This window comes from Caryophanon latum (assembly GCF_001700325.1).
GTDB classification, from domain to species: Bacteria; Bacillota; Bacilli; order Bacillales_A; family Planococcaceae; genus Caryophanon; species Caryophanon latum.
Genome location: NZ_MATO01000056.1, coordinates 24,981 through 40,403, shown reverse-complemented (window position 1 = coordinate 40,403; position 15,423 = coordinate 24,981). Strand labels below are relative to the sequence as shown.

Genomic DNA, 15,423 nt, shown 5'->3' with positions numbered 1-15,423 from the left:
TGTCATGTAAAATGATATTTCTATACGAAAGGGTGATAACTAATGAAATCTTTTTTAATGCTTGGACAATCAAACATGGCAGGGCGCGGCTTTTTGACAGACGTTTCGCCGATTTATGACGAGCGTCTCCACATGCTGCGTAACGGTCAATGGCAAATGATGACCGAGCCGATCAATTACGACCGACCAGTAGCAGGGGTGAGCTTAGCCGCTTCATTTGCCGCTGCATACGTTCACGCAAATCCGAATGACAAAATCGGGCTCATTCCTTGTGCGGAAGGTGGTAGCACGCTCGATCAATGGCATCCAGACGGCACGCTGTTTCAGCACGCGATTGCACAAGCACGATTTGCGATGAAAACGAGTACTATCGCCGGTATTTTATGGCACCAAGGCGAAAGTGACAGCATGAATAATTTACACGAAACGTATTACGACAAGCTACACGTCATTATCGAGGCGCTTCGTCACGAGCTACAGCTTCAAGAGGTGCCACTTATTATCGGCGAGCTTGGGCATTTTTTAGGGAAAACAGGCTTCGGGCTATATTCGCCGCAATTTGAGCAGGTGAACGCGCAGCTACGTCGATTCGCTCATGAACAGCCACACTGCTACTTCGTGACGGCACAGGGGCTGACGGCAAACCTAGATGGCATTCACCTTGATGCCGCGTCACAGCGTAAATTTGGCTATCGTTATTTCGAGGCGTTTGCAACGAAGCAGCACGTACTTGAGCCGTTGCCGAATGAAGCGGACGCCTTAAACGTCAAAACAGATTATTCAAAAACGGAGCAAATATATATGTATACGATGGACTTCGCATTAGGCAACATGACGCATGACGAGTTTCAGGCGAAGATGGCAAAGGTGATGCAGTCGTAATAAAATGGTGCGGCTATCTCACATCACATTAGCTTTGTACATCATGCCAAACATATTTGTTCCACGACCACGTACTGCATCGTCAGGCACGTGGTTTTTTTGTGCTGCAAATGCGTGTATAATATGGCTACATGTTTATGAAGAAAGGATTACGAATGATTACACATTATTTATTAACAGGCATCTTGGCGCTGATCGGGGCGCTGCTGTTTGACTGGCTGCACATGCCGATGCCGTGGTTGCTCGGCCCGCTATTTACGACGATGGTTTTGCGGCTAGCGACACCGCTTCCGATTGCGTGGCATAAGGAGCTGCGCAATTTAGGGCTTGTGCTAGCAGGCTATTCGATTGGTGTTTCGTTTACGACGGATGCGTTTGCGGCAGCGCGGGGTTTTTTGCCACTCATGATTGCCATTAACGTTTTTTACATCGGGCTGTTTGTCGCGCTCAGCAAACTCATTGTACACCGAACGCACGTCGATACACTCGCGGCGCTAACGAGTACCGTTCCAGGGGGCATGACGCAAATTACGGCATATGCGGCTGAAAAAAAGAGCAAGCATATGACGATGATTACGTTTTATCAAGTGTTGCGCGTCCTTTGCTTATTAAGCATTGTGCCGGTGCTGCTGTCGGTCGGTGCGATGCCTGAAGCACCGCAGCACATTCCGTTTAGCGTCGAGCTGCTCGGCATGATTGTGCTGTCGTTTGTCGCGGGCATTATTGCCGATAAGTTGCGCGTGCCGACAGGGTATTTGCTCGGTCCGGTCATTTTGCTCATGATGTTGCAAATTTTCGGAATGCGTGTGCCGCTGTTGCCACCAGACGCGCTGCATATCGCACAGCTGCTCATCGGCGTCTTTATCGGTATGCTGCTGCGAAAAGAGGATTTGCGTTTATCGAAAAAAGTGATGCTATACGGCTTTATTTCAGCGTTTGTGTATATCGGCAGTGCGTACGTGCTCGCGCTCATTATTCCGCGCTATTACAGCATCGATTTTACGACCGCGTTTTTAAGCACGATTCCAGGGGGATTAGATCAAATGGGGCTCATTGCGATGGCAGCAGGAGCCGACGTGACGCTCGTGACGATGTTTCAGCTATTTCGCGTGCTCGTCGTGTCGTTACTCGTTGTACCAGCACTGAAAATGTTCACAAAGTAAGGGGAATCGATTTGAAGAAAAGATGGTTAAGTGTATTGCTTGGGCTAAGTTTCTATGCAGCGATGCCAAGCAGTGCGTCGGCGTATGATGTGCCGACGAATAAAATATTTACAATTACATTTAGTGACGATGTGAACGTACATACGTTACAGGACGATGCGATTGTTATTGAAGACGCACAAGGAAACGTCGTAAAAGGTGTCTCGGTTGCATTACATGAAGAAAATCCGCATGAAGTGTATGTCATTGCGCCAGCTGAGCAGTACGAGCCAAATAGCGACTATACGCTCATCATATATCGAGATGTAGAATCGACAGACGGCACGGCGCTTCAGCAACTGACGACGCTTACGTTTACGACGACGGACGAGGAAAATGCGTTTGTCGTGCGCGAAGAAAGCTTTAATGACGTGATTTATGAAGGCGTAACGACGACTTTGCCAAAGCATTTAGAGAAAAGCTACGTAGCCGCCGATCAGCAATTTACGTTTGAACAAAGAGAAATTGGCGACGTATACCCAAATGAGCTCATTATTTTCCCACCGACAGAGGAAGCACCAAATGGCTTTGCGAAAAAAGTCGTAGCGGTTCAGGAGCTCGGCGGAAAGATAATCGTCGAAACGGCGGAGCCAACGTATGAGGAAGTAGTCGATACAGTCGATGTGTCGCAGAAAATGTTTATGACGACCGACGATTTCCGATTCACTGACGATGTAGAAGCACGCACTGTGTTTGGGACATCGTATGAGAAAGTGCTAAAAAATAAAGACGGCTCTAAAGCAAGCATTAAGCTAGAGGATTTTAAAGACTCGTATGGCAAAGCAGTCGGCACGAAAGTTATTTTTAAAAATTTCAAATACGATTTATTTGATAATGGTAAATACAATACACTCGACGGCAGCATTACGTTTATTCGTCCTGCATTAGTACTAGATATGACAAAAGGCAACGTGAATCAATTAAGTTTTACGACGGGCTTTCATTTAAATTTCGACAAGCTGTTATTAACGTTAGATAGCTTTGAAAAGGAAACAAAGCGCGTGCCGTTACCGCTTGAGGTGCCTGCGAAATTTGCAGGTGTCATCGGTGGATCAATCAACCCATACATTGAGTTTTCCACAAAAGGCGCGATTGAGTTCGGCTTTGAAGCAGGAATTGAAACAAACGTCGATATCGGCTTTACGCACATAAACGATAGTTGGGAAAGCTTTAACCGTTCAACGATTAATCCGTATACGCATTTGCATACATTTAGCGGCTCGATTAATGGAGATTTAGCAGCAGGGGTTGCTATTCAAGCAGAGTTGCTACAATTTGGGCTCGGCGGTGTAGAAGGTGCAGCATACGGTAGCATTAATGCAAGTGGAAACTTGTCGTGCTACGAACTCACTGGATCAGCGGGCGTTCGTTTAAGCGGCTTCGTCGGCGATTATAAAAATCCAATCCTTCATTTACAAGCGGTAGACTTATCAAAATCAATCGGACAAGCATTCGTTTGCTCGCTTCGTTCGATTGAGGCAGACGATATGACGATTGATGTCGGCAAATCGAAAAAGCTTAAAGTTACAGGGAATAAGCTAACAGGTGGCACGGTTAACCTTGCCTTCCCAGACCCGCTCATTTCGTTTTCATCGAGCAATCGAGACGTAGCAATTGTTACGCGAAATGGGCAAGTGACGATTGCGGATACAGCGAAGCACGGTCAAACGGCGACGATTACTGTTACGTACAAAAATTTAGCAGGCGATAGTGTAGAGACAGATGTAAAAGTAACGGTTAATGAACCTTCGTACGTAAAGCCGGTCGAACCGTCAAAGCCCGTGGAGCCAACTAATCCTGTTGAGCCGCCAGAGCTAGTAGAGAACAAAACGTACACAATTGAGGAGTGGGGTTTAACGTTTGAGCTACCAGAAGCGGTGACGAATTATACGATTGAGGAAAACTACGGCTATCACATTTACAACGAGGAAGGTCATCCGATGGTATACTTGTACCAGTATGACAAAGGCGCTGATCCGTCATTCCGCGGTTATTGGTCGCCGCTTCCTTCCAATTCGAAGTACGATTATTATATCCGAAGCGGCTTTAACATTTTCTTTGACGATGAAAATTCGCCGTACTACGATGAACAAGCGACTGTGTTTAACAGCATTGTAAAATCAGCAAAACTAATAAAATAAACGATCATGTCAGGTCTGTTGATACGCCATTTAACTTGTGGTTGCTTTTCGTTGCGAGCTCTAGCAATTTATGTGCGACGAGTAATCGCATAGGCAAATCGTTCGCTGCTTAACACGCTTGAAATTAAACAATGAAGGAGCTGGTGCGCATTAATGCACGCCAGCTCCTGTTTCACTTACTATTAATCGTGATGCAGCATTTCAAGAACACGCTCAAACCAACTAATTTCGCGTTGTAATGATTCCATAAAATAGCCATTTGCTAAGTGAATCGTCTCCTCTAAATGTGCAGGAATAACGGTTTTCTCATACACTTTTGTTAACGTCTCACGTTTATTTTCAAGTGCCATTTTTTTCACTTGTACGAGTGTAATTACTTTTTGAATGTCTACGTATTGAATAAAAATGAGCCCGATAATCAGATCGGACATTTGCTTTGACTTTTCGAAAACATCATAAATTTTTTGAGGCAAAGCAAGCCGCCCTTTTTCTGTAATCGTGTATAGTTGTTTATCTGGGCGATGCTCCTCTTTAATGAGCTCAGCCTCTTCAATTAAGCCTTGCTTCGTTAACGATTCAAAATGGTAATATAGTTTGCTTTCTGTAATGTTTGCCATTTTATCAAAAGGTACTGGCTCGGATAAGCCTTTTTTTAATTCATACGGATAATGATCACGTTCTATAAGCTTACTTAAAATATAAATTTGAATAGTCAAACGATTTCCTCCTGTAAAAAAGCTGCAACCTTGGGAGATTGCAGCTTTTTCATATTTGTTCTATTTTAATACTGAGCGTGGTTTCGGTGCTTTTTTGTGCAATGTTGTGACGACGAGTAAGTTAATGAGTAACGCGCCGACACCGACTGCCGCAAGTCCTAAAATGAACGGTGCTGCATCAGTCGAGCCATACATCGTTGCGAAGTATCCGTTTACAGCGTGATACATCGGTGTAATATAACTCATAAATTCATAATAGCCATACATCATTTCTCGTGGCATCGTGGCACCGTTAGCAATCGTTTGTGTTAAAAGGATCGGTATGTTTAAAATCATACCTGCTTCGCCAACTAAAAACGTGAAAATGGCGCATACGTTAAACGATGCCATATATACTAATACTTGCTGGGCTGCTACTTGTAGCATAACATCTGTGCTTAAATCTGTAATCCAATATGCTGTAATTAACGCAAAAATTGTCGAAACAACAGCAATGAGTAACGCAGATAGCTGTACGTACGTAAACAAACGGAAACGAGACGCCTCACCACGATTGTGCTGATATACTTGCACGAGTTGCATCGCTGCAATCATCGCACCGACATACGCGGCCATTACTAAAAACATCGGTAGCATTGTGTGGTGCATACCATCTGGAACATCATTGACGATGACGTAGTTGCCGACATATGCATTTTCGATTTTTTGTGATAATTCGGCTGCTTGCTCTTTTGGTACGTTCATTTTCATTAAAATACTTTGCGCCGTTTGTGTTGAAAAGCTCGCACTTAATTGCGCATTGACTTCATTTACGATCGAGCTCATCGATGAAGATACCATCGTGGCAGACGCTTCGTTAACTGTAAAGTTAATTTCAGCGGATTCACCGCTCATAATATTACGTGAAAAGTGCGATGGAATATGAATTAATAGCGATACGTCATTATCTTTTAATTTTTGTAGCGCCTGCTCATATGTGTCGCCTAATTCGATATGAAATGGCAAGCTTTCCTCTAACTGCTCCGCGATTTTCTCACCATTGCTTCCGTTATCGTCATTGACAATAGCAATATGTAACTCATCCATCTGTCCAGGAAGTGCCGTGTAGCCTATTAAAAAAATGACTAGCATCGCAACCGCATAAAAAATACCCATAAATATAGATGCACCAAATCCTTGATGCCGTGAAAACTTTTTAAAATTCATTGATTCAAATACCTACCATTTCTGAAAACGTCATATACTCAATTTAAAGTACATTTTTTATAGTAATATATTTTTGGAGGAAAGTAAATTAATTGAAAATTACAGTTGTGTAATAAATGGTTGATAGTAGTGAACAAACATTTTTAACACGCTTGAACATTAGACGAACTTTTGCGGACTTCATATTCGCGCTGTAGCGAACAATGAGGAGCGGAATAATAAAAGGCCACGCGTGTTGATTAGCCATTAAATTGGCAGGGCACGTATTGCGGCTCGCGCCCGCGGAAAGCCTGCCTCGACGTGAAAAGCAACCCCAAGTTATGGGGAAGAGCCTACAAAACAGCAATAATTCCCATTTCGCTGTTCAAAACAAGTGATTCAGCTGTATAAAAGTGGCGTATCAACAGACCTGATAAAAGGCTAAAATATATATAGCTACCGAACAAAAAAGAGGAGTGTACGAAACGTCTCGATGACATTTCATACACTCCTTTTACTTGCTTATTAGCTAGTAAACGAATATTGAATTAATTGCTTTAATGCATAAAACGCCTGCTTCGTGTTAACCGCGTTCGTCGTGCGCTCGTGCTTGCCTGTTTGTAGGCTATGCTGCGCCATGTCAAGAATGCTGTTACATACTTTTAATGCATCGTTTGTTAGTTGATCTTGTGAATGTAAAAATACGAGTAATGCCGATGTGCTAATGTCGAACGATTGTACTGTATCAAGGCGACGGTGAAGCTCTTCTGCATAAAGCGTTACAGCTGTATGAAGCATGCAGTTGGCCGCATCGAATTTGTTAAGCTCAATTAGTTGCTCCGCTTCATTTAACTGCCATTTTAAATCTTCGTACGTCATGTTATGCTCGTCAGCTAATGGCGTAATGCCTGGGTCAACGTACTGCTCGCCTTCGCGGTTGTAGCCATTTTTATCATAGTCATTTTTATCGAAGCCGAACACATCGAAGCCGTCCTTGTCATAGCCTTGAATATTGAAGCCTTCACGATTGTAGCCTTCGCGATTGTAGCCGTCCTTGTTAAAGCCATCTTTATCGAAGCCGTTCGTATCTAATCCATCGCGGTCATAGCCTTCACGGTTGTAGCCAGTTTTGTCAAAGCCGTCGCGGTCGTAGCCTTCTTGATCATAACCGCCACGATTGAACCCTTCGCTATCAAAGCCTTCGCGATTGAAGCCATCTGATGCAAAGTTACCGTAATTAAAATACGTACCATTTTGGTGTAGCCCGTCCTTATTAAAGCCGTCTTTATTAAAGCCTGTACGCGAATAGCCTGACGCATCATAGCCCCAAAAATCAAAGCCGTCCTCGTCCCATACGTTTTTCGGTGCAGTGTGCTCGTTCACGCGGTAATGATGCGGATGTGCAACAAGTTCGCCTTGCTCATTGAAGCCAGTGCGGTCGATTTTTAGACGGTTTAAGCCTTTTCGGTCAAAGCCTTCACGATCGTATCCGTATACGTCAAAGCCGTCCTTGTCATATCCACCTTTATAGTGATTCCATTCGTTAAAGCCTTTTTTATTGTAGCCGTCACAATCAAGCCCATTGTCGTCATAGAACGATTTATGCTCATACAAGCCATTTTTGTTAAAGCCTTTTTCGTTTAAGCCGAAGCAATCAAAGCCGTCGTTATCATAGCGCGTACCATTTTCGTGCTGACCTAATGCATCAAAGCCGTGCTTGTTGTAGCCTTTTTGATTAAAGCCTTCATCGTCGTAATGTGTGCCATTGCGATGCAGCCCTGCTTTAGAGAAGCCTGCCTTGTTGTAGCCATCTTTATTGAACCCTTTTCGGTCAAAGCCGTTTTTGTCATAGCCGTTGTCATCATAAAGCGTACCATTTTGATGAATGCCATTCATGTTAAAGCCGTTTAAAAGAAATGGTTGTCCTTCTTTATGAAAGCCTTCGCGGTCAAAGCCGCCGTAATTATAGTATGTACGATTTTGATGCACGCCGTTTTTGTTAAAGCCGAAGCGATCGAAGCCACTGCGTGAGAAGCCTGTCGCATCGTAGCCCCAAAAATCAAAGCCTTGGCTATCCCAAAATGGCTTCGGTGCTTTTTCCTCATTGCGACGCACGACAAAATTGGCGACGTATTTGCCGCTTTTATGGAAGCCTGTGCGATCGACGTATTCACGGTTTAAGCCGTGCGTATTAAAGCCTTCGCGGTCGTAGCCGTTAATATCGAAACCGCTTAAATTGTAGCCGTCCTTATGCTGCATCCACTCGTTGTAACCGTCTTTATCGTAGCCATGAATGTCATAACCTTGGCGATTGTATTTTTGCAAGTTGAAGCCGTTTTTATTGTAGCCATTTTTATCAAAGCCGTTAATATCATAACCGTTATCGTCGTAATGTGTGCCGTTGCGATGCATGCCTTTCATATTAAAACCATTTATATTAAACGCTTGCTCATCCGGCGCATAATCCTCATATTGATCGAACACCGCTTCTTCAGGCGTTTTCGTTAATTTCGTTTCCATACATTCACTTCCTTGCTTATAATAAATAGATGTTGCATCATGGCGCATCCATTTATACACATTTTCTCACAACACGTCCAACATGTCATTCTAAAAACATTATAATGCGATGCGAATAAGCAAATTTTCACAAAACCGCATATGTATTGAGTAATTCGCGGCGTTTTAGTAAGCGCCTTAGCTTATGATAAAAGGGAAAAAGAGCTGCCCAATGTACGAATAGGGCAACTCTGTATACAAGTATTACGTTTCATGTGTAATGCTCGGTGTACTGTTTTGTTTACCGACTAATTCATAAGCAGCTTGTGCGCGCGCTAACGTTTGCTTGTTTGAACGGTCATCATTCATCGTAACGTGAACTTTATCTTTTTGCTTCGGACGCGTCTTTTTCGGACGTTCCTCTCGATCTAGCGGTGTGTTTGGCTTGTCTTTATATTCGTCCGTTTTTTCGTACTCTGCCTTCGCATCAGCTAAATGTTTCATGCGAATTTCGCGCTCTTCAGGAATTTCGTGCTTTTCAATTTGCTTTGCGGCACGAAACGCGACAATTTGTACGTCCGCTTTTGACGGCGCCATTTTCATGCTGAGCTCAATTACGTCACGCTCGCGCATAATGCGGTCGATGTAGTCCACCATGCCCGGTGCGTTTCGTCGTACGTATGCCATTTCGTCTGGCGTCAGCTTTTTGCCGTTTTTAAACTTCTCGATCAAGCGCTGTGCTTTCGGATCGTCTTCGCCTATATCAGTACGCGCCGCTTCGATTTCCGCTAGCTGCTTTTGCACTGATTCCTTCAACGCTTGCTTTGCATCACCTAGTTGCTGTGGCACGACTGCTTCTGCTGCTGGCTGCGGCTCACTTTTTGCACGTGGCTTGACAATTGGCTGAAACGGGGTCATTCCAATTTTCATGTAGCTCACCTCTTTCTATTTTATATCGACAATATTGCATACGGGTGAATAACTTCTGTACATTGAGTTTTTAGAATTGTTGGAATACAATGAAAGTACTCGATAGAAAGGTGGTTATTTAATGGTGAAATTACGCGATCATTCTTCTAATTTAAACGAATAGAGGAGGATGAAAATGATTATTAAACAACAAAAGGAAATCGCAATCGAGCCATTACAAGCATTGTACGATGACGCAGGATGGTACGCGTACACGAATGATTTGCCATTATTACAGCAAGCATGCGCACACTCACTTGACGTCTTTTGTGCATGGGAAGACGAGCAATTAATCGGCTTAGTGGGCGTTGTCGGTGATGGTGTAACGATTATTTACATTCAAGATATTTTAGTGCTGAGCGCTTATCAAAATAACGGTGTTGCGACATCGCTCATGCAGCACATTTTACAAAAGTATGAGCATGTGCGACAAAAAGTATTGTTAACGGAGGAAGCACCCGATGTTCGACATTTTTATGAAAAAATGGGCTTTACGTCGTGCGATCAAGGTTCACTCGTAGCATTTGCGAAGCTAGATTAAACGATTAACAAGGAGGGGGAATTAATATGAATGTGGAGTTAACACGTTTTCGCGTGAAGGAAGGGAAGTCAGCGCGTGTCGACGAATGGCTTGCCTTTTTAAATGACCATATGGAAGACGTACTCGTTACGCTAGCAGGTGAAAAAATGTACGTCGAAACAATTTTTCGCGAAGTGTTAAACGGCGAGGAATATTTATATTGGTATTCAGTGCAAGGAACGGGCGGACAAGACGTAGAAGAATCCGAGCATTGGATCGACAAAAAGCATTTACAATTTTGGGATGAGTGCATTGACGAAACGTTTCGCCCGGTCGATTTACAAACAGCTGTCGTCATGATTCCAAACAACGTAAAACAGGCGATGAAGTAAGGGGTTGTGACATAATGAAATTAGAAACAGAGCGTCTTTATTTAAAGCCGTACGATTTATCCTATGCGGACGCAGTGTACGACGTCGTTAAGCAAAAGGAAATTGCTGATACGATGATTATGATTCCACACCCGTATCCGCGAGAAAGTGTCGAGCAGTGGATTACATATTTACAAGATAGCTTCATTAGCGGCACAGCGTATGAATTTGCCGTTTTTTTGAAGGAAAATGGACGCTACATAGGCAACTGCGGTTTCGTGAGCGTGTCGCATCCACATCAGCGCGCAGAAGTCGGCTACTTTATCGACCGTGATTATTGGGGGCGCGGCTATGCGACAGAGGCATGCGCTGAAATGCTTGCGTACGGTTTTCGCTATCACCAGTTCAACCGCATTTCCGGTCGGTGCATGACACGCAACACTGCTTCACGCACCGTGATGGAAAAGTGCGGCATGGCATTCGAAGGTCGCCATGAGCAGGAATTTTTGAAAAACGGCGTGTACGAGGACATTGATTACTTCGCTATTTTAGCTGAGCAATACGTTCATCATGGGCAGCGTGATACCATTCATAGCTACATATAAAAGCGCAGTTGTTAAAACTTACGAAAAAATCGCAAATATGTAATCTCCTTAAGCTTTTGGAGCATTGCTACGCTCACATTTGTGTACCTCATTGCGCGCAATTTTTTACACGATGGCACAGTTGAGGGCGGACATATTTTCATGTTATGTATGTGCTTATACTATGTGTTAACGTGATCGACATGGGGCGTACGCGACAGTGCAAAAGTAGAGGACGAGCTTGTTACGCATATTAAACGACGCAGCGCCCGTGTTAACTAACGATCATGCTATTTTTACAGATTTTCCGAACGAGAAGGCCCATTGCTTTAGCTATAGGATGAAAGTGAGGTCAGTCAAGGTGTAGCTTTTGCTAGCTCAATTGACTCGGCACGGTATTTTTTGCAAATGCACGCCACACTGCCACCAATAAGGAGGACGTCTCATGAAAAAAATAATCGTGTTAATTTTAGTAACAGTAGCTATTGCAGCATATACATTTTGGCCAAAAGCGCACGTGGAGGAACCCGTTATTATGTCTTTACAAGTGAATGAAGCCGATAAAACGTTACGTATTGCTTACATCGTCGAAAAGAAACGTGAAACACGCTTAACGAACATTCAATATGATACGACGAGTATTGTGCCAACAGAAGCAAATGATGTAACAGTGATAGAAACGCAAAACGGCTATGAGTTACGTGAAGAAAGCATGGCGCTAACGGATGAGCAGCTTACATATGCGTTAAACTTCGGTAGTGGAACGTTGCCGGTCGCTGTATCATTTGATGACGACTTACCGATTGAAACGATTGCAATCATCGTGCGACAAAACGAGGTGGTACAAGCTGTCGAGGACGGAGATATGCTACGCTACACGTATACAGCCGCTTCTGATGAAACGATTCGCGTCATCGGGCATTTCGATAGCGCGGCGCTCATTTCATTTGAGCAAAACGGTACAGCGACAGATTTTCCACTAACGTTAACAGCGGGGCAATCGGTTGACGTTCTCATTCATGAGCCGTACAAGCTAAGCAGCGACGACCATCTTTTGCTTGAAATCGTAACGACCGATAAGACGATTCAAAAAAACGTAGCGTTGACGCAGCCGATGCCAAAAGGGTACTTGAAGGAAGCGGTTCGCAACGCTGTTCAATAATAAAAGGGCCATGCGACTGTCGCATAGCCCTTTTATTATTGAATTGTATACGAAATCGTTAAAAACGGTAGGCGAAACAGCGTCATTTTGTGCGTCGCGTATAGCTGATTGCCTTCTTCCCAAATCGTGAAATATTCATGAAGTGGCAGTTTGAACGTATAGCGTCCTAAAGCTAAATACGTGCCTGCATCACCAGCCGCATCGCTCGTAATGTAAAGCTTGTTGTCATCTGTACGAAGTGCTAAAATGCCGTGCATTGCCGACTTCGGAAGCGGCAATGCGATGTTCATATAGCTAATGCTTTTATGCGTATGCATCGAATAAATGGCGCTAAAAACAGTGTCGCCATTTATTTTGCGCTGCCACATGCGAGGGGCTGTACGACGGTCGAGCTTTTGTGATACGCGTGTAATCGTACTTTCCATCTTTTGTGGCTCCGCAGAAAACGGCAAGTTCAGCTGACCGATTTTGCGGCTAATGAATGGATACACGTACGCAAACGGTTTAAACCACAGCGCCCATTTTACGCGCATCGTTAGCTCATAGTTTGTCGTTTGCTCATAAAAATCGCTAATGCGTGCAGGAACAGCCGTTTTATCAATGAAGACGCTCATATCATCGACGAGTGCGTTATGCGGTGCACCGTTCGCCTCTGCATGCCCGCGTATGTGACTAACAGGGAACGTAAACGGACGCTGCTTCGTCGGCGGCACGAACACACTCCACGCAAGCGTAATAGCCCCGCCAAACAGCACGCAGTTAAGCAAGCCGTGAAACTGTAGCATCGACGGAATTGTAACGGTACCGAGTGCGTAAAAAAATGACCAAATAATTGTAAAGCATAACGTTAAAAAGGCAAGCTGTATTAGTAGTAGAGCGAGCAATTGAAAACGTAGGCGCGACACAATCATCGCTAAGCTAAAAATCGCGAGCACGTACAAGCTGACCGACACGACTTCAATGACGCGTGAAAACGTAATGCCAATCGCCACGAGCATCGGTCCAGCCGCAATGATCGCCGCACTAATCGTAAACAGACGGCTGCGGTACAAACGACCGAGTAATCCGACCGTAATGCAAAGTAAGCAAGCAGAATAATGAAAATGAATCGCCGTTAGCCACGTAATGGTCGGGCTAAAGCCGGTATTCATTTGTGCGATATGCGCAAAAAACCATACGCCTCCCATCGCAATATACATAAGTCCAATATCAATCATCAGCTCCGCAACGTTCGTAAAGCCGCGCTGTAAAAATCGTTGCAAGCCACAAATAAAAATGACGAGCGTGCTTGCCATATAGACGAGGGCGAGTATAATCGATAGCGCCCCATTATCAAAAAAGTAAAGCAGCGTCACCGCAAGTTGCCCAGCCGCAATGATCGCGCGCTGCCAGTTTTTTAACGTCACGACTTGTTGCAGCACAATCGGTATGTAAACGAGCTGCGCAATTGTTAAGTAATAATACATCGACGTCGGCTCATGAAACAACATGAGCGCGAGCATACATAATAGCCCGAGTGCATTTAAGCGGTTAACGAGTACTTCGTGTAAACGTGCCAGCATAGGTCATCATCCTTCCAAACAAATCGTTATAAATCGTCACATCAATTGTATATACGTCGCGTGCGTCATCGTATCCTTCTAGCACCGTCACGCGACCAGTGAGCGCTTTTGGCAATGGCAGTCCGAGGCAGCGCTGATTAGTCGAACGAATGAGCAGCATCCCACCGTTCGTAACATGAAGCTGTAAATCCGAATAAAAGAGCGACGGATCACCTAAATTATCTTGTATGACGTTTCGTGTTGCATCGAGTGTCATCGTCGCATTAAACTGCCGCGTTACGTGCGGAAAATAAAATGTGCGCTCCCAATATACCGTATCGTCGTTTCGCTCATTTTTATAGCTGCGATTCGCAATTGTAAATGGAATGTTGACGCCACTTTCTGGAAACAAAAACTTGCTTGTCGTCAGCAACATATACATCGGACGGAGCCGCTCATTCGTCGTCATACGCTCCATCGTGCCACGCGCAAAAAATTCGGTGTCGATCGGTAACTCATACCGCTCCTGTAGCTTCGGATGTAGCTGTTGAAATTGTTCTTCAAGCAGTTGTTTATAAATCATGTGATGCGCCTCGCTTTCGTTTACATGAACTAGCAGTCGGCAGCTCGACACGCAACATGAGCGCGGCAATCGACAGCCCCGAAAGCAACACGTTAAATGTGACGACGTTAAACGGATCGGTTGCGACATGTGGAGCTGCTACGATCGCACTAACTGTTAATAGCGGAAATAATACAACTTGCGCAATAAGCAGCACGCGATGTAGCTTCCGAACGCAAAACAGCAAGGCGACGACAATTTCGAGCAGCCCGACGACGACAATGGCAGTTGCCGCATGTTGTGAAGAAATGGGCGACAGCTCCGTTAACATTGCCATTTCAAGCGGGTGTTGACCAATTACTTTCGGCACGAGCCCTTGGTACAGCCAGACGAATACAAACAACGCGATAAGTAAATAATAGCTAAAAAAGCGGCGATATTGCGTGCGCGGTCGTTCGCCTTGCTCCAGCCAACGCGCAAGCACATCAAAGCTAAGCGCCGTCGCCCAACCCATCACCGGACGAAACAGCACATCGAATGCTCGCCCAATCGCTCCGTAGCGCACATCGTAATCGTATTGCGTTAAAAATGTCATGCCATTTTGCTTCGGAACGTATTGCCAATAGCCTTTTCCTTCTTGAATCGGTGAGATGCGCTGCTTCGTGCCAAAATGAAGCGACGACGTTTTCACACCATTTTTTTCATGCGTTCCTTTACTTTCGCCCCAGCCGCTGACCGAGATGCCAGGCAACACATTCGTCGTATACGTAAAACGCTGCGGCTCATCTTCATGTGCTTTGTCGCAATATGTGATGCGCGAAAATCGCAAATCCCATTGCTCGTGAAGCTGTGGCTGCTGTGTATACGTCCACGCCTCATCGACCGAGCAATCGATGTCAATTTCCACATAAATTGGCTTGTTGCTCATACGCATCCGCTCCTTCCAACTAAATTATAGCATTTTAGACGTGTTCATTAGCCACTTTTATACAGCTGAATCGATGTTTTTACGATGAATGCGGTTTGTAATAGCGTGGTAAACGAAGGAGCTGCGACCGAGAAATTGATTTACTTTAAGCAATAAGCGCT

General features: G+C 44.6%; 14 protein-coding genes. 7 read left to right on the top strand and 7 right to left on the bottom strand.

The genetic code is table 11. The features are described 5' to 3' along the window. The first annotated feature begins 42 nt into the window (after positions 1–42). From A6K76_RS13000 to A6K76_RS12990, 3 genes are all read left to right on the top strand, one after another. Complete coding sequence (locus A6K76_RS13000; protein WP_211271765.1) at positions 43–882, top strand: sialate O-acetylesterase; 840 nt, start codon at positions 43–45, stop codon at positions 880–882. Between the two features lie 137 nt (positions 883–1,019). Then, positions 1,020–2,045: an AbrB family transcriptional regulator gene (locus tag A6K76_RS12995; protein WP_169818026.1), complete on the top strand. Its 1,026-nt coding sequence runs from the start codon at positions 1,020–1,022 to the stop codon at positions 2,043–2,045. Between the two features lie 11 nt (positions 2,046–2,056). After that, a complete protein-coding gene (locus A6K76_RS12990) occupies positions 2,057–4,225 on the top strand; it encodes an Ig-like domain-containing protein (protein ID WP_066465767.1) in 2,169 nt (722 codons plus the stop codon). A 182-nt stretch (positions 4,226–4,407) separates the two neighbouring features. Here A6K76_RS12990 and A6K76_RS12985 read toward each other — a convergent pair whose 3' ends face one another. The 4 genes from A6K76_RS12985 to A6K76_RS12970 all read right to left on the bottom strand — a co-directional run bounded on the left by A6K76_RS12985 (position 4,408) and on the right by A6K76_RS12970 (position 9,555). Beyond that, on the bottom strand, positions 4,408–4,941 hold the full coding sequence (locus A6K76_RS12985) for a PadR family transcriptional regulator (protein WP_066465765.1): 534 nt from the start codon (positions 4,939–4,941) through the stop codon (positions 4,408–4,410). Positions 4,942–5,001: 60 nt separating this feature from the next. After that, complete coding sequence (locus tag A6K76_RS12980; protein WP_245671992.1) at positions 5,002–6,096, bottom strand: YhgE/Pip domain-containing protein; 1,095 nt, start codon at positions 6,094–6,096, stop codon at positions 5,002–5,004. 555 nt (positions 6,097–6,651) lie between these two features. Then, positions 6,652–8,646: a hypothetical protein gene (locus tag A6K76_RS16930; protein WP_066465761.1), complete on the bottom strand. Its 1,995-nt coding sequence runs from the start codon at positions 8,644–8,646 to the stop codon at positions 6,652–6,654. Between the two features lie 243 nt (positions 8,647–8,889). Next, positions 8,890–9,555, bottom strand: a complete 666-nt coding sequence (locus A6K76_RS12970; RefSeq protein WP_066465759.1) for a hypothetical protein — start codon at positions 9,553–9,555, stop codon at positions 8,890–8,892. Positions 9,556–9,730: 175 nt separating this feature from the next. On the opposite strand from A6K76_RS12970, the gene A6K76_RS12965 reads away from it, so the two are divergent. The 4 genes from A6K76_RS12965 (at position 9,731) to A6K76_RS12950 (ending at position 12,231) form a co-directional block, all read left to right on the top strand. Continuing rightward, positions 9,731–10,135, top strand: a complete 405-nt coding sequence (locus A6K76_RS12965) for a GNAT family N-acetyltransferase (protein ID WP_139108696.1) — start codon at positions 9,731–9,733, stop codon at positions 10,133–10,135. A gap of 26 nt (positions 10,136–10,161) precedes the next feature. Continuing rightward, the gene (locus A6K76_RS12960; protein WP_066465757.1) at positions 10,162–10,506 is read left to right on the top strand and encodes a DUF6176 family protein; all 345 of its coding nucleotides are present in this window, start codon (positions 10,162–10,164) and stop codon (positions 10,504–10,506) included. Positions 10,507–10,520: 14 nt separating this feature from the next. Further along, on the top strand, positions 10,521–11,090 hold the full coding sequence (locus A6K76_RS12955) for a GNAT family N-acetyltransferase (protein ID WP_066465756.1): 570 nt from the start codon (positions 10,521–10,523) through the stop codon (positions 11,088–11,090). 424 nt (positions 11,091–11,514) lie between these two features. Next, complete coding sequence (locus A6K76_RS12950) at positions 11,515–12,231, top strand: hypothetical protein (protein ID WP_066465754.1); 717 nt, start codon at positions 11,515–11,517, stop codon at positions 12,229–12,231. Positions 12,232–12,266: 35 nt separating this feature from the next. Here A6K76_RS12950 and A6K76_RS12945 read toward each other — a convergent pair whose 3' ends face one another. The 3 genes from A6K76_RS12945 to A6K76_RS12935 are packed head-to-tail and all read right to left on the bottom strand — an operon-like array spanning position 12,267 to position 15,262. Continuing rightward, a complete protein-coding gene (locus A6K76_RS12945; protein ID WP_066465753.1) occupies positions 12,267–13,793 on the bottom strand; it encodes a YndJ family protein in 1,527 nt (508 codons plus the stop codon). Then, on the bottom strand, positions 13,762–14,355 hold the full coding sequence (locus A6K76_RS12940) for a DUF4166 domain-containing protein (RefSeq protein WP_066465751.1): 594 nt from the start codon (positions 14,353–14,355) through the stop codon (positions 13,762–13,764). Before A6K76_RS12940 ends, A6K76_RS12945 begins: the two co-directional genes overlap by 32 nt. Further along, positions 14,345–15,262, bottom strand: coding sequence for a DoxX-like family protein (locus tag A6K76_RS12935; RefSeq protein WP_066465749.1), 918 nt, complete (start codon positions 15,260–15,262; stop codon positions 14,345–14,347). The genes A6K76_RS12940 and A6K76_RS12935 overlap by 11 nt, the downstream gene beginning before the upstream one ends. Between the last annotated feature and the right edge of the window lie 161 nt (positions 15,263–15,423).

Excerpts from the sequence above, each read along its gene's own strand:
- A6K76_RS16930 (WP_066465761.1), bottom strand. The coding sequence starts at position 8,646 with ATGGAAACGAAATTAACGAAAACGCCTGAAGAAGCGGTGTTCGATCAA.
- A6K76_RS12955 (WP_066465756.1), top strand. The coding sequence starts at position 10,521 with ATGAAATTAGAAACAGAGCGTCTTTATTTAAAGCCGTACGATTTATCC.
- A6K76_RS12970 (WP_066465759.1), bottom strand. The coding sequence starts at position 9,555 with ATGAAAATTGGAATGACCCCGTTTCAGCCAATTGTCAAGCCACGTGCA.
- A6K76_RS12980 (WP_245671992.1), bottom strand. The coding sequence starts at position 6,096 with ATGGGTATTTTTTATGCGGTTGCGATGCTAGTCATTTTTTTAATAGGC.
- A6K76_RS12950 (WP_066465754.1), top strand. The coding sequence starts at position 11,515 with ATGAAAAAAATAATCGTGTTAATTTTAGTAACAGTAGCTATTGCAGCA.
- A6K76_RS12965 (WP_139108696.1), top strand. The coding sequence starts at position 9,731 with ATGATTATTAAACAACAAAAGGAAATCGCAATCGAGCCATTACAAGCA.
- A6K76_RS12940 (WP_066465751.1), bottom strand. The coding sequence starts at position 14,355 with ATGATTTATAAACAACTGCTTGAAGAACAATTTCAACAGCTACATCCG.
- A6K76_RS13000 (WP_211271765.1), top strand. The coding sequence starts at position 43 with ATGAAATCTTTTTTAATGCTTGGACAATCAAACATGGCAGGGCGCGGC.
- A6K76_RS12935 (WP_066465749.1), bottom strand. The coding sequence starts at position 15,262 with ATGAGCAACAAGCCAATTTATGTGGAAATTGACATCGATTGCTCGGTC.
- A6K76_RS12945 (WP_066465753.1), bottom strand. The coding sequence starts at position 13,793 with ATGCTGGCACGTTTACACGAAGTACTCGTTAACCGCTTAAATGCACTC.
- A6K76_RS12995 (WP_169818026.1), top strand. The coding sequence starts at position 1,020 with ATGAAGAAAGGATTACGAATGATTACACATTATTTATTAACAGGCATC.
- A6K76_RS12960 (WP_066465757.1), top strand. The coding sequence starts at position 10,162 with ATGAATGTGGAGTTAACACGTTTTCGCGTGAAGGAAGGGAAGTCAGCG.